The organism is uncultured Arthrobacter sp. (genome assembly GCF_947495145.1).
Lineage (GTDB): Bacteria > Actinomycetota > Actinomycetes > Actinomycetales > Micrococcaceae > Arthrobacter_D.
The window spans coordinates 150,938-172,428 of record NZ_CANLXP010000007.1; the positions used below are offsets into that span (position 1 = coordinate 150,938).

Annotated in this window: 26 protein-coding genes, 1 other RNA gene and 1 pseudogene; 5 read left to right on the plus strand and 23 right to left on the minus strand. The window is 61.6% G+C overall.

The features are described 5' to 3' along the window. Window positions 1-56 precede the first annotated feature (56 nt). The 5 genes from Q0877_RS07465 to Q0877_RS07485 are packed head-to-tail and all read right to left on the minus strand — an operon-like array spanning window position 57 to window position 7,000. The gene (locus tag Q0877_RS07465; protein ID WP_299166761.1) at window positions 57-1,781 is read right to left on the minus strand and encodes an alpha-glucosidase; all 1,725 of its coding nucleotides are present in this window, start codon (window positions 1,779-1,781) and stop codon (window positions 57-59) included. Beyond that, window positions 1,778-2,671, minus strand: coding sequence for a carbohydrate ABC transporter permease (locus Q0877_RS07470; RefSeq protein WP_299166762.1), 894 nt, complete (start codon window positions 2,669-2,671; stop codon window positions 1,778-1,780). Before Q0877_RS07470 ends, Q0877_RS07465 begins: the two co-directional genes overlap by 4 nt. Continuing rightward, window positions 2,671-3,561, minus strand: coding sequence for a carbohydrate ABC transporter permease (locus Q0877_RS07475; RefSeq protein ID WP_299166763.1), 891 nt, complete (start codon window positions 3,559-3,561; stop codon window positions 2,671-2,673). The genes Q0877_RS07470 and Q0877_RS07475 overlap by 1 nt, the downstream gene beginning before the upstream one ends. Continuing rightward, on the minus strand, window positions 3,558-4,835 hold the full coding sequence (locus tag Q0877_RS07480) for an ABC transporter substrate-binding protein (protein WP_299166764.1): 1,278 nt from the start codon (window positions 4,833-4,835) through the stop codon (window positions 3,558-3,560). The genes Q0877_RS07475 and Q0877_RS07480 overlap by 4 nt, the downstream gene beginning before the upstream one ends. Further along, complete coding sequence (locus Q0877_RS07485; RefSeq protein WP_299166765.1) at window positions 4,832-7,000, minus strand: alpha-galactosidase; 2,169 nt, start codon at window positions 6,998-7,000, stop codon at window positions 4,832-4,834. The genes Q0877_RS07480 and Q0877_RS07485 overlap by 4 nt, the downstream gene beginning before the upstream one ends. 137 nt (window positions 7,001-7,137) lie before the next feature. Here Q0877_RS07485 and Q0877_RS07490 point away from each other — a divergent pair, with 137 nt between their 5' ends. Then, on the plus strand, window positions 7,138-8,277 hold the full coding sequence (locus tag Q0877_RS07490; protein ID WP_299166766.1) for an ROK family transcriptional regulator: 1,140 nt from the start codon (window positions 7,138-7,140) through the stop codon (window positions 8,275-8,277). Between the two features lies 1 nt (window position 8,278). Here the strand turns inward: Q0877_RS07490 and Q0877_RS07495 are convergent, their stop codons facing one another. From Q0877_RS07495 to Q0877_RS07565, 15 genes and pseudogenes are all read right to left on the minus strand, one after another. After that, window positions 8,279-8,503 carry a cysteine-rich outer membrane protein gene (locus Q0877_RS07495; RefSeq protein ID WP_299166767.1) on the minus strand — a complete coding sequence of 75 codons (225 nt, stop codon included), beginning with the start codon at window positions 8,501-8,503 and terminating at the stop codon, window positions 8,279-8,281. Between the two features lie 104 nt (window positions 8,504-8,607). Continuing rightward, window positions 8,608-8,975: a transfer-messenger RNA gene (ssrA, locus tag Q0877_RS07500) on the minus strand. A gap of 128 nt (window positions 8,976-9,103) precedes the next feature. Further along, the gene (locus Q0877_RS07505) at window positions 9,104-9,475 is read right to left on the minus strand and encodes a hypothetical protein (protein WP_299166768.1); all 372 of its coding nucleotides are present in this window, start codon (window positions 9,473-9,475) and stop codon (window positions 9,104-9,106) included. Next, window positions 9,472-9,945 (minus strand): SsrA-binding protein SmpB, encoded by a 474-nt coding sequence (gene smpB / locus Q0877_RS07510; RefSeq protein ID WP_299166769.1) that lies wholly within the window; start codon window positions 9,943-9,945, stop codon window positions 9,472-9,474. Before smpB ends, Q0877_RS07505 begins: the two co-directional genes overlap by 4 nt. 128 nt (window positions 9,946-10,073) lie before the next feature. Continuing rightward, window positions 10,074-11,609, minus strand: coding sequence for a M23 family metallopeptidase (locus Q0877_RS07515; protein ID WP_299166770.1), 1,536 nt, complete (start codon window positions 11,607-11,609; stop codon window positions 10,074-10,076). A gap of 28 nt (window positions 11,610-11,637) precedes the next feature. Beyond that, entirely contained in the window at window positions 11,638-12,549 is a 912-nt protein-coding gene (gene ftsX, locus Q0877_RS07520) for a permease-like cell division protein FtsX (protein WP_299166771.1), read from the minus strand. Further along, window positions 12,546-13,259, minus strand: coding sequence for a cell division ATP-binding protein FtsE (ftsE, locus tag Q0877_RS07525; protein WP_299166772.1), 714 nt, complete (start codon window positions 13,257-13,259; stop codon window positions 12,546-12,548). Before ftsE ends, ftsX begins: the two co-directional genes overlap by 4 nt. Window positions 13,260-13,454: 195 nt before the next feature. Beyond that, window positions 13,455-14,573 (minus strand): peptide chain release factor 2, encoded by a 1,119-nt coding sequence (gene prfB, locus Q0877_RS07530; protein WP_299166773.1) that lies wholly within the window; start codon window positions 14,571-14,573, stop codon window positions 13,455-13,457. A 37-nt stretch (window positions 14,574-14,610) separates the two neighbouring features. Next, window positions 14,611-15,075: a pilus assembly protein TadG-related protein gene (locus Q0877_RS07535; protein ID WP_299166774.1), complete on the minus strand. Its 465-nt coding sequence runs from the start codon at window positions 15,073-15,075 to the stop codon at window positions 14,611-14,613. Then, on the minus strand, window positions 15,072-15,527 hold the full coding sequence (locus tag Q0877_RS07540; protein ID WP_299166775.1) for a hypothetical protein: 456 nt from the start codon (window positions 15,525-15,527) through the stop codon (window positions 15,072-15,074). Before Q0877_RS07540 ends, Q0877_RS07535 begins: the two co-directional genes overlap by 4 nt. Continuing rightward, complete coding sequence (locus Q0877_RS07545) at window positions 15,508-15,852, minus strand: TadE/TadG family type IV pilus assembly protein (RefSeq protein ID WP_367182147.1); 345 nt, start codon at window positions 15,850-15,852, stop codon at window positions 15,508-15,510. Before Q0877_RS07545 ends, Q0877_RS07540 begins: the two co-directional genes overlap by 20 nt. Before the next feature lie 70 nt (window positions 15,853-15,922). Next, window positions 15,923-16,138, minus strand: a complete 216-nt coding sequence (locus tag Q0877_RS07550) for a hypothetical protein (protein WP_299166777.1) — start codon at window positions 16,136-16,138, stop codon at window positions 15,923-15,925. Between the two features lie 71 nt (window positions 16,139-16,209). Further along, window positions 16,210-17,139 (minus strand): type II secretion system F family protein, encoded by a 930-nt coding sequence (locus tag Q0877_RS07555; RefSeq protein WP_299166778.1) that lies wholly within the window; start codon window positions 17,137-17,139, stop codon window positions 16,210-16,212. Beyond that, window positions 17,139-17,996, minus strand: a complete 858-nt coding sequence (locus Q0877_RS07560) for a type II secretion system F family protein (RefSeq protein WP_299166779.1) — start codon at window positions 17,994-17,996, stop codon at window positions 17,139-17,141. The genes Q0877_RS07555 and Q0877_RS07560 overlap by 1 nt, the downstream gene beginning before the upstream one ends. Beyond that, window positions 17,993-18,247 (minus strand): annotated as a pseudogene (locus tag Q0877_RS07565) (CpaF family protein); the annotation flags it as partial. The gene Q0877_RS07560 and the pseudogene Q0877_RS07565, both read right to left, overlap by 4 nt. Window positions 18,248-18,286: 39 nt before the next feature. Here Q0877_RS07565 and Q0877_RS07570 point away from each other — a divergent pair. The 4 genes from Q0877_RS07570 to Q0877_RS07585 all read left to right on the plus strand — a co-directional run bounded on the left by Q0877_RS07570 (window position 18,287) and on the right by Q0877_RS07585 (window position 19,402). Continuing rightward, a complete protein-coding gene (locus Q0877_RS07570; protein ID WP_299166780.1) occupies window positions 18,287-18,439 on the plus strand; it encodes a hypothetical protein in 153 nt (50 codons plus the stop codon). A gap of 46 nt (window positions 18,440-18,485) precedes the next feature. Next, window positions 18,486-18,617, plus strand: coding sequence for a hypothetical protein (locus Q0877_RS07575; RefSeq protein WP_299166781.1), 132 nt, complete (start codon window positions 18,486-18,488; stop codon window positions 18,615-18,617). A 120-nt stretch (window positions 18,618-18,737) separates the two neighbouring features. Next, the gene (locus Q0877_RS07580) at window positions 18,738-19,082 is read left to right on the plus strand and encodes an ImmA/IrrE family metallo-endopeptidase (RefSeq protein WP_299166782.1); all 345 of its coding nucleotides are present in this window, start codon (window positions 18,738-18,740) and stop codon (window positions 19,080-19,082) included. 71 nt (window positions 19,083-19,153) lie between these two features. Further along, on the plus strand, window positions 19,154-19,402 hold the full coding sequence (locus tag Q0877_RS07585) for a hypothetical protein (RefSeq protein ID WP_299166783.1): 249 nt from the start codon (window positions 19,154-19,156) through the stop codon (window positions 19,400-19,402). A gap of 82 nt (window positions 19,403-19,484) precedes the next feature. On the opposite strand, the gene Q0877_RS07590 is transcribed toward Q0877_RS07585, so the two are convergent. From Q0877_RS07590 to Q0877_RS07600, 3 genes are all read right to left on the minus strand, one after another. Further along, window positions 19,485-20,303 carry an NUDIX domain-containing protein gene (locus Q0877_RS07590; RefSeq protein ID WP_299166784.1) on the minus strand — a complete coding sequence of 273 codons (819 nt, stop codon included), beginning with the start codon at window positions 20,301-20,303 and terminating at the stop codon, window positions 19,485-19,487. 320 nt (window positions 20,304-20,623) lie between these two features. Beyond that, complete coding sequence (locus Q0877_RS07595) at window positions 20,624-20,890, minus strand: hypothetical protein (RefSeq protein ID WP_299166785.1); 267 nt, start codon at window positions 20,888-20,890, stop codon at window positions 20,624-20,626. Further along, window positions 20,880-21,251, minus strand: a complete 372-nt coding sequence (locus Q0877_RS07600; RefSeq protein ID WP_299166786.1) for a hypothetical protein — start codon at window positions 21,249-21,251, stop codon at window positions 20,880-20,882. Before Q0877_RS07600 ends, Q0877_RS07595 begins: the two co-directional genes overlap by 11 nt. Window positions 21,252-21,491: the final 240 nt, after the last annotated feature.

The following is a 21,491-nucleotide window of genomic DNA, read 5'->3' on the forward strand; positions in this document are numbered from 1 at the left end:
TTGGCAGGACACACCCCTTATGTCATCGCATTCGGGGCGTGTCCTGCCAAATGAAGTCAGGAAGTCCGAAGGATACGCACTTCCCAGGGTCGGAGATCCGCGGTCAACGGGCCGTCATAGTTTCCCAGGACCAGCGCGTCGGTGCGTGCGGACGCCGTCAGGTGCGGGTCATCCGGCAGGGTCAGCGTGTCGCCGGAGACGTTGCCGACAACCAGGAGTGACGCGCCGTTATAGGCCCGGGTGAATGCGTACAGCGTGGGGTGGTCCTCCGCAAGCATCGTGAAGTCGCCCAGACGGACCGTTTCATCCTTGTGCCGAAGCTCAATGAGCTGCCGGTAAAAGCCAAACACAGATTTTCCTGCCGCACGGTCCGTGTCCGCGTTGACCGTTGGATAGTTCGGATTAACGCCGATCCACGGTGTTCCGCTCGTAAAACCTGCCTGCTCTCCGGCCGTCCACTGCACCGGTGTGCGGGCGTTGTCCCGGCTCATGATGCGCAGGTTCTTCAGCACCTCGTCTGACTCATGGCCCAGCGGCCCTGTTGCCTCGTAGAAGTGATTGATCGACTCGATGTCCCGGAAATCTTCGACGCTTTCAAACGGGGCGTTGGTCATCCCGATCTCCTCACCCTGATAGACGTAGGGCGTTCCGCGGTGCAGATGAAGCAGGGCTGCCCAGCAGGTGGCGGACTCGTACCGGAAGGCGCCGTCATTGCCGAACCTGGAAACGAGGCGCGGCTGATCGTGGTTGTTCAGGTACAGGCTGTTCCACCCCGTCGAGGCCAAACCTTTCTGCCAGCGGTTCCACGAGGTCTTGAGGTCGCGCAGGTCGAGTCCCTTGTAGTCCCATTTGCCGCCCGGTCCGTGGTCGAGACCGACATGCTCGAATTGGAAGACCATGTCGACTTCCCTGCGGGTCGGATCGGTGAAAAGCTTCGCTTCATAGATGGTGACTCCGGGCATTTCGCCGACCGTGATGAGCTCGGCTTCCCGGCCTTCAAACACCTCGCGGTGCATTTCCTGCAGGTAGTCGTGGATCCGCGGTCCGGATACGTAGTATTGCGAGCCGTCTCCCCAGAGCTTCCCTGGCTGCACGGGACCGTCCGGCAGCGCCGGGTCCTTGGAGATGAAGTTGATGACGTCCATACGGAAGCCGTCAACTCCACGGTCGAGCCACCAGTTCATCATGTCGTAAACGGCCCGGCGCACCTGGGCGTTCTCCCAGTTCAGGTCCGGCTGCTCGGGCGCGAAGAGGTGCAGGTAGTACTGGTTGGTGCTGGGGTCCAGTGTCCAGCTGGGACCGCTGAAGGCCGAGCCCCAGTTGCTTGGCTCGGCGCCCTTCTCGCCGGGTTCGAAGCCCTCGCGTGCGTCCCGCCACCAGTACCAGTCCCGCTTGGGGTTATCGGCCGACGACGCGGATTCGACGAACCATGGATGTTCGCTGGAGGTGTGGTTGACCACGAGGTCCATCACCAGCTTCATGCCGCGGCGGTGTACCCCCTCAAGGAGCTCGTCGAACTGCTCAAGGGTGCCGAAGGTTGGGTCGATTTGGCGGTAATCCGAGATGTCATACCCGTTGTCGTGCTGCGGCGAGGAGTAGATCGGGGAAAGCCACACCACGTCCACGCCGAGGTCCTCGAGGTGGTCCAGTTTGCTGATGATGCCGCCGAGGTCCCCGATCCCGTCACCGTTGGAGTCCGCGAAGCTGCGGGGGTACACCTGATAGACGACGGCGCCGGTCCACCAGGCGGGTTCGGTTTCAGGACGGTTGGTGGTGCTCATTTGGTCGATCCTCTCATCACACCGGAGATGACCCATCGCTGAGCGAATAGGTACACCAGGAGCAGGGGCGCCATGGCCATCAGGTAGGACGCAAAGGCCACGGAATAGTTGGTGTTGAACTGGCCCTGGAAGATGAACTGTGCCAGCGGGAGGGTCTGCGCCGACGGGTCGGACAGGATGACCAGCGGCAGCATGAAATCGTTCCAGGCCCACAGGCACGTGAGGATTCCGACGGTGGCGTTCATTGGGCCAAGGAGCGGGAAGATGACCTTCCAGAACACTGTCCAGGTGCTGGCGCCGTCGGTAATGGCTGCCTCTTCCAGCTCCATCGGGATGGAACGGATGTACGCGACGTACACGAAGATGTTGAAGGAGAGCCCATACACGGTGTAGAGCAGGATCAGACCGAGCTGGTTGTCCAGGCCAAAGAGTGCGGTCTCTTTCACCACCGGAAGCATGATGATCGGGAATGGCACAAAAAGCGCTGCGATGAAGTAGAAGTACAGGCCCTTGAACAGCTTGCGGTGCATGTTGCGGGCGATCGCATAGGCCACCATGGAGTTGGTTAGCAGCGTCAGCAGCACAGCTCCCACGGTGATCAGCGCGCTGTTCATAAGCGCCCTCGGGAAGTCGGTCAGGTTCCAGGCTTCGGCGAAGTTGCCCCATGCCGGGTCGGTTGGGAGGCCGAAGCCGGATCCGCCCAGCTGATCCGGAGTCTTCAGCGCGGTCACCACGGTGAAGTAGAGCGGTATGAACACCGTCAGTGACAGCACGGCCACCAGGGCGGTTAGCCACCAGTTGATCTGGCGCCGGTCGGGGCGATGGGCGCTTCGGTCGCGTCCGTCGTTCTTGAGGGCGCTTCGCTCGGCGGAGTATGCAGTAGCAGTCATTAGAACGAGGCCTCCCTGCGCTGCAGGATGCGCAGCTGGATGAACGAGATTGCAATGATGACGAACAGGTAGATCACTGCGTTGGCGGTCTGGTAACCGTATTCGCCACCCTGGAAACCACCGCGGTAGATCAGTACCGAAATCGACTCGGTGGAGGTGCCGGGGCCGCCTCCGGTGAGGGAAATGATCTGGTCGAAGACCTGAAGGAAATTCTTCAGCGACAGGACCATGTTGATGGTGAAGAACGCTCCGATAAGCGGGAAGGTAATGGTGCTGAACTGTTTCCAGGCAGAGGCGCCGTCCAGCGACGCCGCCTCGTAGAGCTCACCCGGGATGGTCTGCAGACCGGCCAGGTAGATGATGATATTGAAGGCCGCCGCCTGCCAGACCGAGAGGATGACCACGCCGATCCACGCCGTGTCGCCGCTCGCGAGGATGCTGCTGGTCAGCGCATTGATACCGAGGGCCTCGGCAATGGCCGGCACAGAGTTGGAGAAAAGGTAGTTGAAGACATACCCGACAATCAGGATCGAGAGGATGTTCGGGATGAAGAAAATTCCGCGGAAGCCGGTCTTGAACTTGATCCGGCTGTTCAGGGCCATGGCTACCGACAACGCGATGATGTTGACCGCGATGGTGGAGACGATTGCGAACAGGAAGGTGAACCCATAGGCGTTCAGGATCCGTTCGTCACGGAACAGATTGATGTAGTTGCTGAGGCCGATGAATGACCACTCACCGTAACCGGCGTAGTTGGTGAAGCTGTAGTAGATGCCGGTCAGCACCGGAACGGTGTGAAAGACGAGGAACAGCACGAAGGCCGGCAGCACCATGATGTAGAACGCGCGGGGCAGCTTTTTGGCTGGTCGGGCCAGGGTGGGAACGCTCATGAGCGCGCCTCCTCACGGGTGATGGTGCGCTCGGCGATCTTGTCCCATTCGTTGTCCATCTTCGCGAGGAAGTTCTCGGTGTTCCCACTGAGGACGAATTCCTGGAGGTAGGCCGGCAGGGGAAGGCTGGGCGGGATCTGGTGGTCGATGAATCCGATGATGCGGCCCGACTCAAAGTAGGGAGCCAGTCCTTCCAGTGCCGGGTCGGTGTTGGAAGGACTTTCGGCGAGCGGTGAGAAGGTGCTCTGGGCTTCCGAATACCGTTCGACGATTTCGGGCGACATCATGAATTCAACGAAGCGGCGCGCTTCTTCCGCGTGCTCGGTGTCCCGTCCAATCGAGATTCCGACGTCGACTCCTGAGACCACGACGGTATCCTCTGGATCATTGGTAGCCGGATAGGGGAACGTGCCGATGTTGGCCTCCGGGTTCGCTGCACGAATGGGAGGTATGGCGTAGCTGCCCTGCAGGTACATGGCCGATTCACCGTTGGCGAATGCGGCGTTTCCCGCGTTGTAGTCGCGGCTCGCGGAATTTTCCTGCCCGTAGGAGAACAGTTCGGCAACCTTCTCCATAGCCTCGTCGTACTCCGCGGAGAAGGAGGTTTCCTCCTGCTGCAGAGCGTCATAGAAACCCTCCGGCTGGAGGGCTCCGCCGAGGTTGACGAAGGCGGGGCTGACGGTCCAGCCGTCCTTCAATGTCGTGTAGAACGGAGTAACGCCGTTCGCCTCGAACATGTCGGCGAGTGCAATCAGCTCATCCCAGGTGCCGGGCACCTCGGCGTCATACTCCTCGAAGATGTCCTTGTTGTAGATGATTCCGCTCGCGTTGTTGGCAAAGGGCAGCGCGTTGATTTCCGAGCCGTTGCAGCTTCCGAGTTCCTGCACGATGTCCTGTACCGCTGGAAGAACCGCCTGCGTTGAGGGCAGGTCCGTAAGGTCGGCAAACACACACGCTTCGGCGAGCAATCCGTAGTTGCCGTTCGCGTTGAGCGTGAGCACGTCGGGGGTCTTGTTCTTGACGAGCAGGGTGCGGATCGCCGTGTCGGCGTCCGGAACGTGGTTCTGAACCACGTCGATGCCGGGGTTGGCAGCTTCGAAATCAGCGATGATTTCCTCGAAGTTGCCCACCGCCTCAGGTTTGAACTGAAAGAAATCAAGGGTGACGACGTCGTCGTTCCCACTGGCGGCAGTGCAGCCGGACAGCGTCAGCGCCGCCAGCGCCGCGGCAGACGAGGCCGCCGCCAGTTTCCTTCGTGCAGCGAATTGCTTCACGAATTTTCTCCTTTGTGTGTGGTGTTGCCTTGCGTTGATTGCGCCCGGACCTCGATGAGAACGGACTGCTCGGGGAAAAGTACCGGCGCGTGGACGCCCAGTGCGCCCAGAAGCCGGCCGCTCATGGCCAGGGGTGTGCCGTTGCGTGCAGCTTCCGCCCAGGCCAGGCCGGATTGACCCTGGTCCGTGTAGTCGAAGGAGGCCGGAGTGATCGTGTAGGTGGTCGTAGGGTCCAGGCCCGGGAAGGTGATCCTGCCTGGTGGGTAGGAGGCGCTGGATCCGGTGAGTGAGTAGCCGTACAGAGCACTGCGCCGATCCTGTGCGACGACACCGCGCAGGTCCATCGATGGGTCTGGGAGATCGGCGTGCACGGTGGTGCCGGCATGAAGAACGTCCCGCCACTGTTTGTGCAGTTCAATCCAGTTCCCAAGCCGCGCGAGTTCCTCGTCGGACAGGCCGGAGATATCCCATTCGACGCCGAAATGGCCAAAGATCGCCGTAGCCGCACGGAACGACAGCGCGTGCGTGCGCCCGGTTGAGTGGGAGCGCGGACCGCCCACGTGCATGCCCATCAGCTCCGGCGGGACCAGCAGCCCGGTGTGCTTCTGGTTGACCAGCCGTTCGATGGGATCGATGCAGTCGCTGGTCCAGATGCGGTCCGTATGGCGCAGGATTCCCATGTCGACCCGCGCGCCTCCTGAGGCGCAGGACTCGATTTCCAGGCCGGGATGGCGCTCCTTCAGTTCAGCCATGAGACGGTAGACCGCTTCGACGTTGGAGTGCACGACGGCGGCACCGCTCGTTGCGTTGCTTGCCTCCAGGAGGTCGCGGTTGTGGTCCCACTTGATGTAGGCAATGTCATTCGCTGTGAGGATGTCGTCGATGCAGGTAAGGATGTAGTTGTATGCATCGGGGATGGCAAGGTTGAGCACCTGCTGCTGCCGGGCGGCGACGGGCACGCGGCCAGGCGTCTGGATGATCCACTCGGGATGGTTGCGGGCAAGCTTGGAGTCCGGGTTCACCATTTCCGGTTCGAACCAGAGGCCGAACTCCATCCCGAGGGAGCGCACGTGATCGATGAGCGGGGTGAGGCCGTTCGGCCAGACCGACTCGTCGACGAACCAGTCCCCCAGGCCGGCGGTGTCATCGCGGCGGCCGCTGAACCAGCCGTCATCGAGCACATAGCGCTCGATGCCGGCCCGGGCGGCCCTGTCCGCGAGCGACTTCAGGGTATCCAGGCTGTGGTCGAAGTAGACGGCTTCCCAGGTGTTCAGGGTAACCGGCCGCGGCCGCACCGGGTGTTCGGGCCGGCCGCGGAACTCGCTGTGGAAACGGGATGCCAGCTCGTTCAGGCCCTCGCCCCAGGATCCGAAGGCATCGGGCGCGGTATAGGTGGACCCGGGAGCGAGAGTCATTTCCTGGGGCAGCAGCAGTTCGCCAGCGGCGAGGAACTTCTCGCCGGACGGGGTCTGCTCCACAATGTACTGGTGGTTCCCGCTCCAGGCAGTGTGCACGGCATGCACCAGGCCGCGTTCAAAGCCGAACGCCGGCTCCCCGGCAGCCAGGAGCACAGTTGCATCAGCGCCGGGGCGGCCCCGCCGGCTTTCACGGTGGTAGGAGCCGGCAGTGAGGTTGTGGCGTTGCGGCGAGCGCTCCCGCAGGTGCCTGCCGGTGTGGTCGAGGATCTCCTGCGCGCCGGCTGGAAGGGGGAAAAAGGCCAGCAGAGAGCGCACCTCGTACTCATCGGCGCCGGTGTTCGTCACCGCAAGCCGCTGGCGAAGGAGTCCGGCCGCGGTGAGCGTGAGCTGCGCGGTCAGCGCCAGACCGGCGTCGTCGTCGTTGGCTGTAACGGTCAACTGCGCGTCATCGGTCTTCAGCTCCGTCACCTGGAAAGCGGGCGTCCGCGAGCCGCCGCCGCGATGCCCGGTGAACGCAGGAGTGCCCTGCCAACCGTGGGACTCCAGGGGAACCAGCGTCAGCCGAGCCGGAGTGTCGATACTGCCGGATACCCGCTGCGGAATAGAGGCTGCGGCGAGGGCGTCCAGATCGGCGGACGATGTGTCCCCGAGTGCCGGCCCCCAGTACAGAATGGTAGGGAGACCCGCGGTCGAGGTGTCAACGACGACGCTCGTACCGCCGCGCGTGATGTGGAGGGTGCCTGACATGTGCATGCAATAATTTTTACCGTAGAACTAAGTAGGTGTCAATTGTCACATCCGGCTTCCTTTTCGTAATGACTAACGGCTCTGATCCTGGTTAATATTTCTACTATGAAAACTATTCCGGGGTGGAAGGTACGCTAATGAACGTGGTCGCGTCCTTCCCTCCTGACAGCCCTTCCCGCCTTCTCGCCAGGGAAGTTCTCATCGGCGGCCCCTTGTCGCGGGGTGAGCTGTCACGGCGTCTCGGCCTGTCTGTCGCAAGCCTTACCCGCCTGAGCAAGCCGTTGATCGAAGCAGGAATCCTGCAGGAGGGCAACGAGATCCTCGAAGGCGGTGTCGGCCGGCCAACCAGACCCCTTGAGGTCCCGGGCGGGACCCACCGGTTCATCGGAATCAAGTTGACCGGCGATGCCGCGTCCGGTGTTACGACGGATCTGCGGTGCCAAACGATCGGCACCGCACAGGAGCCGCTGGTCAGTGAAGCAGCTGCAGACGTCGTATCGGCTATCGTCTCGGTGATCGACCGGCTCGACGACGGGAACGCGGTGGACGGCATCGGCATCAGCATCGGCGGCAAGGTCAGTGACGACGGAACGGTGCTGCGCGCGCCCTTCCTGCACTGGCGGGATGTTCCGCTCGGCCGCCTCCTGCATGAACGGACCGGTATCCCGGTCACGGTGGAAAACGACGTCGTTGCGCTCACCGTGGGTGAGCAATGGTTTGGGGCAGGCAGGGGAATCAGCAACTTCGCGGTACTCACGGTGGGGGCCGGCGTCGGCTACGGTCTGGTGATCAATGACCGCGTCATTGCTCCTGTTGATGCGGGGCTGGGCCTGGTTGGGCACTACCCTGTCGATTCGGCAGGGCCGCTGTGCCAGGAGGGACACCGGGGCTGCGCAGGCGCAGTACTCACCATGGCGGCCATTCGCGGCCAGTTTCGGGTGGCGACCGAAGAGGAATGCAGCTACGAGGAAGTCCTCGATCGGGCGCGCAACGGGGACAGGATCGCCTCACTGGTGGTGAAGAACGCTGGCGCTGCCCTCGGCACCCTCGTTGCCGCCGTCGCCAATCTCACCATGGTGAACCTGGTGGTTCTGTCCGGAGAAGGCGTGGCACTGGCGGACGTCGCTTCCGAAGAGATCACGGCCGCCATACTTGAACACCGGGATCCGGAAGCTGCGCCGGTGCGGCTCGCGCGTGAACCAACCGACTTCGGTCAGTGGGCGCGCGGCGCTGCTGCCGTGGCTATCCAACGCTCGATACTGGGGGTAGCCCGCTAAGCTAACGGCCCTCGTTCCGCCTGGTCAGCCCGACGATCAGGCAAACCAGCCCAATTGCCAGTGGAAGCAGCGTGTATAGCGTGTGTGTGCCGCCCACGTAACTCATGACAAAAATGTAAATGAAGGTCGCGACGACGAGCAGGAGACCGATCGCAATCAGGGCACGGCCACGATGCGGAGGCGGAAGCGGCGGCAACCACGACGGACGGTCATTGATCGAGTTCACACGGACAGTCTACGGTTCGCCGATCCCTGCAGTACGGCCGGCGAACGGGCAACAGGCGAGCCTGGGGTTGACACAGAAAAAGCCCCGGCGAACCGGGGCTTTGTCAGTGGAGATGGCGGGAATTGAACCCGCGTCCGATGCAGTGTAGTCAGGGCTTCTCCGGGCGCAGTTTGCGTCGGTTTTTCTCAGCTCCAGCCATCATGCAAACAAGTGGCTGCCAAGCTCAGTTGCATAAGAGTCCCCTTGGTTCCTGCAACGAGAACCAAGAGCAGTGGCCCTCTAAATGACGCCAGGAACCGGGTCGAGAGCATACCCGGGCTGACGGACTAGCTCTGCTGCTTAGGCAGCGAGAGCGAAGTCAGTGCGCTTTTGTTCGGCACTTATTGTTTTACAGAGAGCGTTTACGAGATAACTCTGTATCCTCGGCCCGCTTCACCTGTCGCGACTAACATCGTCGAAACCTGTCATCCCCATATGCAGTTATCAATCAGCGTTATCAATCAAGTGTTCTGATCGACCCTGCCATCCCGGATTGCTCCGGACTACCCATTCTAACGCACCTACTGCCGGAATCATTCCTTCCCCAGCTTCTGGGCTTGGCTAGAGCCTCATTCCCAGGATGACGATCTGGGCCTGCCATAGCATCAGCACAACGAAGGAGACGGCCACGAACGCCAGGCCCAGGGCCGCAAGCGCCGTCGTCGCAGCCTGCTTGCGGCGGAAGCTCCACCAGAACATGGCGACGTTGAGGAGAACCAGAACCGGAGAGATCCAGACGAGGATCTGCGCGAAGTACACATAGATCAGGAAAAAGAAGGGGATCAGCGACAGGAATCCGGCTGGAACTACTGCGAACAGCAATAGCAGGTTGACGATAGCGCCTACCGTCACCCACCAGGGGCGCTTGTACCTGAGCTCGGACTCTTCCTCGACGTCGTCCGGTTCCTGCGCATCCCAGAAGACGTCGCTCATGCGCCAAGATTCCGCTCTCGCATGGCACGGTGCGCTTCACGGCTGTCCTGCTGCTCACGCAGCGTCTGGCGCTTGTCATATTCACGCTTACCGCGCGCAATTCCGATCTCCACTTTCGCCCGGCCGTTGAGGAAATAAAGCTGCAGCGGAACGATAGTGAAACCGCTCTCGCGAATCTTGTGGGAGATCTTGGTGAGCTCTTCGCGGTGCAGAAGCAGCTTACGACGGCGGCGCGCGGCGTGGTTGGTCCAACTGCCCTGCGTGTACTCGGGAATATGAATTCCTTCGAGCCAGAGCTCGTCATTGTAGAAGATCGCGAATCCATCAACGAGGGACGCCCGACCGGCCCGGAGGGACTTCACCTCGGTTCCCTGAAGTGCGATCCCCGCCTCGTAGGTGTCCAGCACCTGGTAGTCATGCCGGGCCTTCCGATTGGTGGCCACTACCTGACGGCCACTTTCCTTGGGCACGGTCCAACTCCTTCACTAGTGCGGTGCGCTTCGAAACTGAATGCGGACAACGCATCCCAGTCTACGGCGTCGGGCCGTCCAGGGTTCTCTTATCCACAGCGGTCTGGACCGTTCAGATCCGTCGGGCTCTAGAGGAGCCCCATTGGATCGACCAAGCTGCCGTTCAGCACGGTTTCGAAGTGCAGGTGGCAGCCGGTGGAGTTGCCCGTGGTGCCGGTGTAACCAATCAGCTGGCCTGCACTTACGCGCTGACCGGGACCAACCAGAAAGCTTGAAAGGTGGTAGAAGTTGGTGGCCAGCGCGTTGCCGCCGACAACGCCGTGATTCAGCACAATCCGGTTGCCTGCACCGGGAAGCACATTCGAATCTGCGTACCAGACCTCACCGGCTGCCGGAGCATAGAGCGCTGTTCCGCAGGCCACCCCATAATCGATCCCGGTATGGGTGTAGCCGCCGGTGCCGTTGAAGTCGATGGTTCCCAACGGCGTCGGGCGCCAACCGTAACCGGAACTGATCGGTCCGCTCACGGGAGGGCGCAATCCGAAGGCTGACGGACTTGATGCCGGCGGCGGAACAATTACGGGAGCCACCGGTTCGGGGACGATCGGGGCCGGCACGACGACGGGCGGCGGCTTCGGACGGTTAGCTGCGGCAGCAGCTTCCGCGGCGCGCCTGTTGGCCTCGGCCGCTTCTGCGGCCGCGCGGCGATTAGCTTCTGCGGCGGCGGCTGCGCGGCGCTCATTTTCGATCCGGGCACGCTCCTCGGCCTCCGCCTTGAGCCTTGCCTCTTCCCGCTTGCGTGCCTCTTCGATCAGCTTTCGTTGACGTTCGGCGATGTCGACAACAACCTGCTCGTGTGCTTCTTCGACTTCTGCGAGTTTCGCCTCGATGACGGGCTTCTGCTTTTGCAGCTTCTCGGAGAGCGTCGAGGTATCCGAGATCAGCTTGTCGACCTTCGCTTTTTCGGCTGCCGCTTCATCGCGGGCGACCTGCTCGGCCGCGAGCGCTGCCTCTGCCTTGGCTTTCAGGTCAACGATTTCCTCTTCGACTGCGATCAGACGCGCCTGTGAGTTCACGTTGGTCGCATTCTGCTGCGCCATCCGCTCGAGGGCTGAATTTTGGTTGCGGAGGGCCTGCTCCACCAGTTCCATGGACGCAAAGCCATCCGAGCCGTCACTTCCGAGCATGAGGGAGAGCCCCGTGGGCACTCCCCCGCTTTTGTAGGCCTGCGTTGCAATCTGGCCGATCACCTTTCGGGTCTCAGCCATTTCGGCCTCGTCCTGCTTCAGCTGTTCGGTGATTTTGTTCTTGGTTTCCTGTGCCAGCTGAACGCGCTGGGCAAGGGCGTTGACCTCGGCAGTCGCCGCTTCCACCCGCCCCTGGGCATCGGCGAGTGACTGCTGGGCTCCCGGCAACTGCCCCTGGTAAACCTTCAGCTGGGCAATCGTCTCCGTGATGTCTTCGTCCAGATACTCAATCGACTGCTGAACCTCGGCGATTTGCTGCTCAAGCTCGGACTTGCGGTCCTCAAGCTGATCAGCATAAACGGGGCCACTCAACGTCAACGTAAGCGTTGCCACGGTCGCCAGCGACAGGGCGGTAAGCGTCTTCACAGCTCCTGGACGGCGTGCCAAACGGAGCTGGCAGGAGGTCAATCGGCGCATTCAGTCTCAATTCTCACAAGTATCTACCCTAAACCTTCAAGTAGCGTCTGAGGGTTAGCAGGGATGATGCGCCGGCGAGCAGCGCGCCCAGGAGGAAGAGCGCGGGAATCACCAGCAACAGTTCCTGGGTGGAGATGAAGCCCATTTGTGGGTATTCCCTGGACAACCATTCGCCGCCATAGCGCAGAACTGCCCACAGGGTGCAGGAAGCGATTGCCGCGCCGAGGATGGCGGCGATAACCCCTTCCAGGACAAAGGGCAGCTGGATTATTGCCTTGCTTGCACCGACCAGCCGCATGATACCGGTTTCCCTCCGACGGCTGAATGCGGAGAGACGGATGGTGGTTGCGACCAGCAGAATAGCCCCGACGCTCATGACGACGGCAATACCGAGTGCGACGAGCGAGGCGATATTGATATAGCCGAAGATCTCTTCGAGGTATTCGCGCTGGTCGCTGACAATATCCACTCCGGGTTCAGAGGAGAACGCCTCGCTGATGACCTCATACTTTTCGGGATCCACAAGTCCGATGCGGAAGGATTCGGGAAGCTGTTCGGCGGTGACAGCTTCGACGATGGGTGAGTTCGCGAGCTGCTCACGGAAATGCACCAAAGCCTGATCCTGGGACTCATACTCGACGGTGTCCACGTACGGGCTCAGCTCGGGCGAGTTCAACTTCGCCTCAATCGCACTGCGCTGCTCGTCGGTGACCGGTCCGGATGCGCAGCTCTCGGACGTGGAGTTCTCGACGCAAAGGAAAACGGCCACCTGTACCCGGTCGTACCAGTACCCCTTCATCTGGTTGATCTGCAGCTGCAGCAGACCTGCCGCGCCGACGAAGGTGAGCGAGATGAAAGTGACGAGCACCACCGAAACCACCATCACGAGGTTTCGACGCATGCCTGAAGCGATTTCCCCGAGGACGAAAGCGAATCTCATCCGGCAGCCGCCGCCGTCGTCGTCGTTTCTCCGATGTAGATGCCCTGCGCATCGTCGCGGACCACGCAGCCATCCCGAAGTTCCACTACGCGTTTGCGCATAGTGTTCACGATGTCGTCGTCGTGGGTTGCCATCACCACTGTGGTGCCGTTCTGGTTGATCTTGTCGAGCACTTTCATGATGCCCATGGACGTTGTCGGGTCCAGGTTTCCGGTGGGCTCATCAGCGAGCAGGATGCCGGGCTTGTTCACGATCGCGCGGGCAATCGCCACACGTTGCTGCTCGCCGCCGGACAGTTCATGCGGCATGCGGTTGTTCTTGCCTTCAAGGCCGACCGTCTTCAACACTTCGGGAACGGTCTCGCGGATAACCGCGCGGCTCTTGCCGATGACCTGCATCGCGAAAGCGACGTTGGCGAAGACTGACTTGTTCGGCAGCAGCCGGAAGTCCTGGAAGACGACGCCGATACCGCGCCTCAGCTTGGGAACGCGCCAGCTGGGAATGTTGGCTACGTTCTGTCCGGCCACGTACACCGCGCCGCGTGTTGCCCGGTCTTCCTTGAGCACCAGGCGGATGAAAGTCGACTTTCCGGAGCCGGACGCACCGACCAGAAAGACAAACTCGCCCCGATCGACGTCAAGGCTGACCCCGTCAAGGGCGGGCTTCGACTTCTGGTCGTAGACCTTGGTGACTTGCTCGAATCTGATCATGACTATTCTGCGCCCTCGTCGTGCTGCCGGTGCACGGGCATGGGTGGGGAAAGGGAGACCACCGGCTCCTTGACTATAGGCAGCAGTTCCGCGTCACGGCGGGCATGCGCGCGGTGTGTCGCACATCCGTAAGGTGCGCACGTGGTGTGTCACACACCGGTAAGGTACGCGGCCGTCAGGCGTCGCCGCCCGGGATCAAGCCTCGCTGCTATTGCGGTTGTTGGCGCGCCAGCGGATGCCAGCGTCAATGAAGTCGTCGATCTCGCCGTCGAACACTGCAGATGTGTTGCCCACCTCGTGCTCGGTGCGCAGGTCCTTCACCATCTGGTAAGGGTTGAGCACGTAGGACCGCATCTGGTCTCCCCAGGATGCCTTGACGTCGCCTGCGTGAGCCTTCTTCTCGGCGTCTTCCTGCTCCTTCTTGAGCAGGAGCAGCCGGGACTGGAGAACCCTGAGGGCAGCGGCCCGATTCTGGATCTGCGACTTCTCGTTCTGCATGGAGACGACGATGCCTGTGGGAATGTGGGTCAGCCGGACGGCGGAGTCGGTTGTGTTGACCGACTGGCCGCCCGGGCCGGAGGAGCGGAAGACATCGACTCGGATTTCGTTGTCCGGGATCTCGACGGAGTCTGTCTGCTCGATGAGGGGGATGACTTCGACTGCGGCGAAGGAGGTCTGGCGCCTGCCCTGGTTGTCGAACGGGCTGATCCGCACCAGGCGGTGGGTTCCCGCTTCCACGGAAAGCGTGCCGAACGCGTATGGGGCTTTGACCTCGAAAGTCGCCGATTTGAGGCCCGCTTCTTCGGCGTAGGAGGTGTCCAGCACCTGTGTTGGGTAACCCCGGCGTTCAGCCCAGCGCAGGTACAGCCGCAGGAGCATCTCTGCGAAATCGGCGGCGTCTACTCCGCCGGCTCCGGACCGGATGGTGACGACGGCCTCCCGCTCGTCCCATTCGCCGGCGAGCAGGGTGACAACTTCGAGGTCATCGAGCGCTTTGCTGAGGGAAGTGAGTTCCTTGACGGCTTCGACCCTGGAGTCTTCATCGTCCTCGTCCTGCGCGAGTTCGACGAGAACCTCCAGGTCGTCGATGCGCGCAGCGAGCTTCGAGAGCCGGTCGAGCTCGGTCTGTTTGTGGGACAGTCTGGACGTGATCTGCTGGGCCGCGACCGTGTCATCCCACAGGTTGGGTTCGCCTGCCTGCTCGCTGAGATCGGCGATTTCTGCGCGGATCGCTTCGACGTCCGTCACTGCCTCGATGGAGTCGTATTTTGCTCGGAGGGCGCGGATCTCTGCGGAAAAATCAATGTCTGCCATGGTGATTCAAGACTACGTCATGGTGTTGCGGACGCGTTCAACGCGTCAGATCCGCCCGTGCATCAGCAGTGGCGGTGATCGGAATTCCCGCTGGAACCAGGAAGTTCACAATGGGTGGGTGAACTTCAGCACTGAGGACCACCCGGGCAGTTCGTGGATCCGGGGCTCCGGTGGCAGGGTCAAGGTCAAGGCTGTTGAACCGCGGAAGAGCGCCTGATCGCTCAAGGTAGGCTGCGGCAGCCCTTGATACGGATTCGGAGTCGAGCGTAGGAGCGGGTGCGCCACCGCCGGTGTCGATGGACGCCACCGAGAACGTGTCGGCTGCGCTCAGCGCTGCTCCGTCCGCGACCGAGAGGAGCTTCTTGTGTTCAATGTAGACGGCTGACACAGCGGTCACGACGGCAACCACCAGAAGCGATAGCAGGATATACCCGATGATGAGCACGGAAATCTGACCGTCCTCGTTGTTCTCTCTATATCGATCAGCGTGTAACGGCATCATCCGAAGCGCTCGACGAGTTGGGTGGCGCTTGAATCGACGGTCGCTGCTGACGGATTCAAACCCGGCATGGTGGGAATGAGCGGCAGTGGAACCCTGAGGTTGACGGCGACGGTGACGCTTGACCCAGGTTCGAGGCAAGTGCCCGCGCAGGTAATGGTGACCCCAGCATCGTCGGGCGGGAACCCGAAATCGTTGACCGCGAGGTCCACTGCCTGCTGCGCCCGGGCGTGCGCCTCTTCGGAAGTCTCCGAGTCAACGAATACCTTCGCTGCCTGGTCTGCAGCACCGACGACGGCGAAGGATGCACCCTGCACTGCGCCCACTGTCAGGATGAGGTAAACCACGGGCACCAGGAGGAGCAGGCCAAGGAAGGTGAATTCGAGAACGGCGCTGCCGCCGTCGTCGTCCTGTTGCGCGGCCGTGCGAAAGCGCTCAGGAAGGCAGCGCAGCATGTCCGCTCACCTCCATGGTGCCGGACGGGCCGATGAGCCCTATCACGGGAATCGGAGCGCGGACAGTGATCTGCAGGACGTCAGAACCGCCCTGATTGACTCGGCTCACCGACACGTCCTGCGCGTAGGTGCTGTTGATTGCACCGGTGATCAGGGAACTGGTGCGGGCGGCGGCGTCGGCGGGTGTCCGGTCGGCAAGGGTCCCGTAGCGCGCACCGGAGGAGGCGGCGTCGATGAGGGTATTCCGTACGTGGAGCACCAGGGTGAGCTGCACGATGGCAATGAAGATGATCGTGAGCAAACCGCCGATGAGCGCGAAGTCCACGGTAGCGGCGCCTTGTTCAGCTGTATGCCTGTGCCGGGAGTCCAAGCGCCTGGGGAGGAAACGCACTTGACTACGGGCTGACGCGGTTGATCGCCTCGTTGAACAGTCCTTCCAGAGCTGGCGCGGCCACAGCGAGGAGCGCAGCCACGAGGACGGCGGACATGAGGGTGATCATTACCCAGCCGGGGACGTCGCCGCGTTCGGGGTGGTCCGTGGAGCCTGACTGCAGGCGGGTTCGCAGAATGGCGCTAGTGAACAGGAAGATTGCGATGAGGCGGTTACGCATGCTGCTTTCTCTCTTTCGGTGGTGTTCGTTCAGGTGGTTGGGTTGATGGATTCGGTGAAAGCGGATCGGGGTCAGAGTCCAAGGTTGATCAGGGCGATGCCCGGGTAGACGGCAAAGAGAACGGTCAGCGGCAGTACCCCGAATACCAGCGGAACCATCATGGCAATCTCCTTGCGTCCGGCGGATTCCATCAGTTCCCGCTTGGAAAGATCCCTGACGTCCTGTGCCTGCGCGCGGAGGACATCCGCCAGTGGGGTGCCGCGCTCGACCGCGACGCTGATGCCGTCGACAAATCGCACCAGCGGCGCCAGCTGAGTGCGGTTGGAGAAGTTTTGCAGGGATTGCATCAACGGTGTTCCGGCTCGGGTTTCGGCGAGAACGCGGGCGAATTCCTTTGTCAACTCGCCGTGTCCAGTCCTGCAGATCCGCTCGAGTGCGCCGGTGGCGCTCTCGCCTGCGCTGACGGCCAGTGCCATCAGTTCGGCAAGGCTGGGAAACTCTGCCAGGATGCGGCTCTCCCGTTTTCGTATCTCCGCTCCCAACAAGTAATCGCGCAGCAGGTAACAACCTACTGCGGTTCCGAACACGATAAGAGCGGCGAGCATCGGGTTGAAGCTACCGGAAGCAGCAAGGGTGAGAATAATCGTCGTGGACGCCGCAAGACCGACACTGCCCCAAATGAGTTGCTCGGCGCGGAAGTCGAGTACGGACTGTGTCCGCCCCGCCTGCTCAAGCCGTCGTGCGAGAACCGACGACGTTGGGCTGAACCTGTTGAGCCAGGTAACGGCGTCGCGGGCGACCGGGCGGATGATGCGTTCCAGCGGACCGAATGGAGTCGCAGTCGGGGCGTTCAGAAGCCTCGAACTTACGTCCACCGACTTGAGTTGTGGAGCGATTCGCTCGACGAACCGAGGCTGACGCATAACCGGAAGCCGGACGAAGACAAGCCACAGACCGGATCCCAGACACGCACCAACCAGGGCAGCGATTGCCAATCCCATTAGCCCAGCACCCGCTCGTCGTCGGGCAAGGCACCGATCCGGAGCATCACCCAGTAACAGAACGCCGAAACCAACAGTCCCCCTATGAGCACTGCCGCACCGCTTGCGGTGTTGTAGGCCGCCACGGCTTCCGGGCGGGTTGAGAGCAGTGCGAGCACAATCCAGGGTGCTGCCACCGCGAGCCGGGCGGCATTCACCGTCCATGATTGGCGAGCTTCAAGCTCGCTCCGGGTACGGGCACTGTCCCGCAGGAACTCCGCGAGTGTGCCCAGCAGCCTGCCGAGATCGGTGCCTCCGACTTCACGGGTGAGGCGCAAAGCTTCGACGATTCTGTCCGCGACAGGGTCTGCCAGTCGGTCCTTCAATCGATCGAGTGAATGATCGAACTGCCCGCCGGAGCGGTAGTCGCCTGCGAACTCGCGGAAAGCAGGCCTCAATTCTTCCGGTCCTTTCACCCCAAGCTGCATCAGCGCTTCGGGCAGTGACAATCCGGCGCGGATGGCGGAGCGGAGGTGGTCCACAACGTCCGGCCACAGCTCCCGGAGTGATGCTGTCCGCTTTCGCGCCCGCCAGCGCACGAGCATGAGTGGCGCGAGACCGCCGAACAGTGCGAAGCATGCCGCTATCGCCGGCGTTCCGGTGAAGATAAACGCCAGAAGAAAAACGAACAGGGCGGCCACCCCGCTGGCTACGAGCAAGCCGCTGGCGGATACCCTCTCAATTCCGGCCCTCAGGAGGAGTTCCTCCACTTTGCCCGCGCGGCGCTTTGGCTTGGCTGGACGTGGCGGCACTGCCCAGGTAGACCACCAGATCAGAAAAAGACCCGTTCCAAGGGCAACGCTGACTGCAACGGTCATGACGGGCTAAGAAGTGAAGCGACGGCATACCCGGCGGCGGCGAACTTTTCCTCAGCAGGCATGTTGGAAGCGCTGACGCGCAACTCTCCCTCAATCTGCTTGAACACAGTTGAGGTCTCAATCACGCCGTTTTCCACCCTGCGCCCGAGCGCAACGATCTCCGCCACGCGCCGCTGGCCGGACCGCTCTCGGACGCAGTGCACCACCAGGTCGATGCAGGAGGCGACAGTGGGCACCACGAAGGCGCTAGCACATAAGTTCATAGCACTACCAAGGAAACGGAAGGCGCTATGACATTCGGAATCATCACCACCGCCGAAGCAGATGCGATCTGCGAGCGCTGCCCGTTCTTCACGGAAGGCACCGAAGCCGACGTGAGGGATGCCGCCGAAGGGCACATGGCCGATAACGCCGGGCACTGGGCACGCCTCACCCTCAACTAGACCAACCGCAAGAATCACCACAACGGAAACAACAAGGAGAACCACCATGGAAACCACTCTCAAGACCCCTGCAACCGTGCGCGAACTCGGCGACCTGGCCCACTCGGAGGGCGTAACCCCCTCTGAGTACCTGAACATGCTCGACGCAGCGGAACGAGTCCGCAAGGTCGGCCAGTAACTCGCCATGGAGACCATTACTCGCCCCGACCATCACGATGCAGGCTGGCAACTTCAATCCCACTTCGAGTGCCGTCGATGGAATGAACCAAACTTCCGTTATTGCCCGTGGATGGACGCTATGCAACGCGGCGTCTCCATCCGGCTAGTGGACGACATGCCGGATGGAATCTGGGGGCGCACAGACGGCGTGAGTATCGTCTACTTGGCCCGCGACCTGCTCGACTTCGAGGCTAGGAGTGTCTTGGCCCATGAGCTAATCCACATCGAGCGGGGACATACACGGTCCCAGCCTCCTGAGGTTGAGCACGAGGTCACCAAGGAAGCGGCGCGGAGACTGATAACCCCTGCGGACCTAGAGCAAGCACTGAGCCTCTACAGTGACCGCAAGCAGATCGCCGCTCACCTACTCGTCATAGAGGACGTACTCAAGCACGTACTGCCCACTACGGCAGTAGCAGGATAAGCGAGCGGGCATCCGATAGCGTGAATCGCACCGGTATCCTCCGGTCCAACGCACGCTAGAGGGGAACGTTCATGGATGACAACGACTACGGCAGAGCCTGGGATTCACTCACCCGGACCATCGGAGCCGCCAAAGGTGAGAGCGCCGGGTACTTTGACGATCAGGACCACCTGACCACCGATCAGCGCCTCAAGGTCGCGGAAGTTGCAGCGCTGCTTTCCATCGCGCAAGAGCTTTCAGCCCTGAACCCTCAGAACATGAAATACAGGGACAAAGACGACAATTGGCGGAACGGGTGGGGCTTTCCTATCAATGACTGACATGATCTAGAGCTTCGAGCGCCCGGCCCGATAACGATTGAAGCCCCCGCCTGTGAAAGGTGAGGGGCTTCAATCGTGCGGGCTACCGCCATCCCGCTAGAGTGTGCCCGCGCAACTCCCGCAGTGATTCTGTCCACGTTTCCCGCAAGCGCAGGAGTTCCGGCACTTTCGCAGCGAACGGGCCAACGAGTTCACCAGCTCGCGCCATCTGTTCCAGCTTCTTCCGAGTTACCCACGACGCCTTGACAGTCTCGCTGCCGTCGATCCGGTAGGCGAACGGCTCTGCGACGTGGCAGAGAAACGTCGTATAGGACCATCCGCCGGCACGTTCATCGACGGTGGCACCGATCACGGATCCTCCGCCCAATGAATCGACGCCTAACTCTTCGCGGACTTCCCTAGTGACCGCCGAGAGTGTCGTCTCTCCTGGGTCCAATGCTCCGCCCGGTGTTCCCCATTTCCCCGGATGCGTAGGCAGGTAAGGCGAGCGCTTCGTCAGCAAGAACCGGGCATCCTCCGCGCTGCCCGTGGTGAACAAGACGCCGGCTGCACCCTGCAATCCCCACTCCCCGCACTTATGCCACCCGTTCACCGAACCAGTAGCCGGAGTGAAGCTGTTGATGAAAGAGAGTGCGTCCTCATCCGTTAGGGTCACCCGTAGCCCGTACCTGTTACGGATCAACTTAGCCAGCGGCTTCTGATCTACGCCGCCTACCCAACGAGGCATGTAAGCCCGCTTGCCGAGCTGCAACCTATTCGTTCGGATTGTCCCGGGCATCTCCTCGTCCTCTACACAGCGGTAAGCGATGGTCGCTCCCTCCGGCACGGAACACTCCACGACAACCAGGCCCGACGTGTCACCCGCCGCCGTCGAGAACGCATGATTCAGGAAGATGCTCATCGAGCCTTCCATCTGCGACTCGGCAACGTGAACGGCGAACTCAGCCAGGTTCCTCTTGCTGCGCACAATGCGGTAACCGCAACTGCACTTCGGGTTGTGAGTCAGAGCGTCCGCGTAAGAAGATCCGAACGGTGTCCGGAACGTTGCGAGCGTCGAATGGCAGACCGCCTGAGGAGTCAGACCGCTATCCCGAAATGAGCCGATCCGTCCATCAGGAAGCACTGAATCCATGCGGAAACCGGGCAGTGGTGTGAAAACGTCCATCAACTTTCCGGGCTTCGGAAGTTCATAACACTCATCGATCCACTGTTGCGATAAATTCACCGCAGCCCACCCTCCACTTCTTCCAGGTACGCGGCCTCCGGGTCATGGTGAGATGCAAAGCCCAATTCCCACAACATGAAGCCCCGCCGCCGTCCTGCCGCTGCGTGGATCCGGTCTAGCTCCCGGGTCTGCCATGCCGGGTGACCATCCGCAGCCGTTGGAATCGCAGCCGTTAGCTCCCGGATCCGTTCAAGTTCTGCCCGGGTGAAGTCGCGGGCGGCGGTGGGCTTGGCATTCTCCCGCCATTGAGTCTTACGCGCCATGGATAGCCCTCACTCCTGACTTGTCCCGGTCCCACCGTGAACGGGCTGCTCGCTGCTGCTGAGAGTTCCTTGATGAACCGAGCCCCTCGTCCGGTAGCTTCACGCTTTGCAGAATCTTGGCCAGTGCTAGCCGCTGCTGTCTCAGCTCGGCATAGATCGGATTCAGCCGCGTCTGTCCGGTGCTGCCGGTAACCGAGCCGCCCTCGGCCTCTAGCTGCCCTTCCAACGCCTCGATATCGTTCGCCTGCCTCCGTGCCAGGTCCAACACCGCGACTTCCCGCTCGTCGTACTCTTCACCCTCACCGAGAGCATCCGTGAACTGCTGGACTAGCTTGTCCCCAGCCGTAAACCCTTCACTCATTCCGTCCTGCCTTCCTAGTGTGCCTTCTGTAATAGCCCTATATGGGGCCTGTGTGCTTCCCGAAAACGTCGTAAGCGCAATGCGTGCTGTCAGATGCCCTATGCCGCTAGATAGCGCTTGAGGGGCGGTCCCCCGGGGGTTGTCCCCTAGGTCATTCCTGGGTGTGCGGCCGTATGGTTTTGTGAGACAGCTTGTTAGGAGCCCTCACTTAGATGCCCGAGCGTAAGAAGTACACGCAGA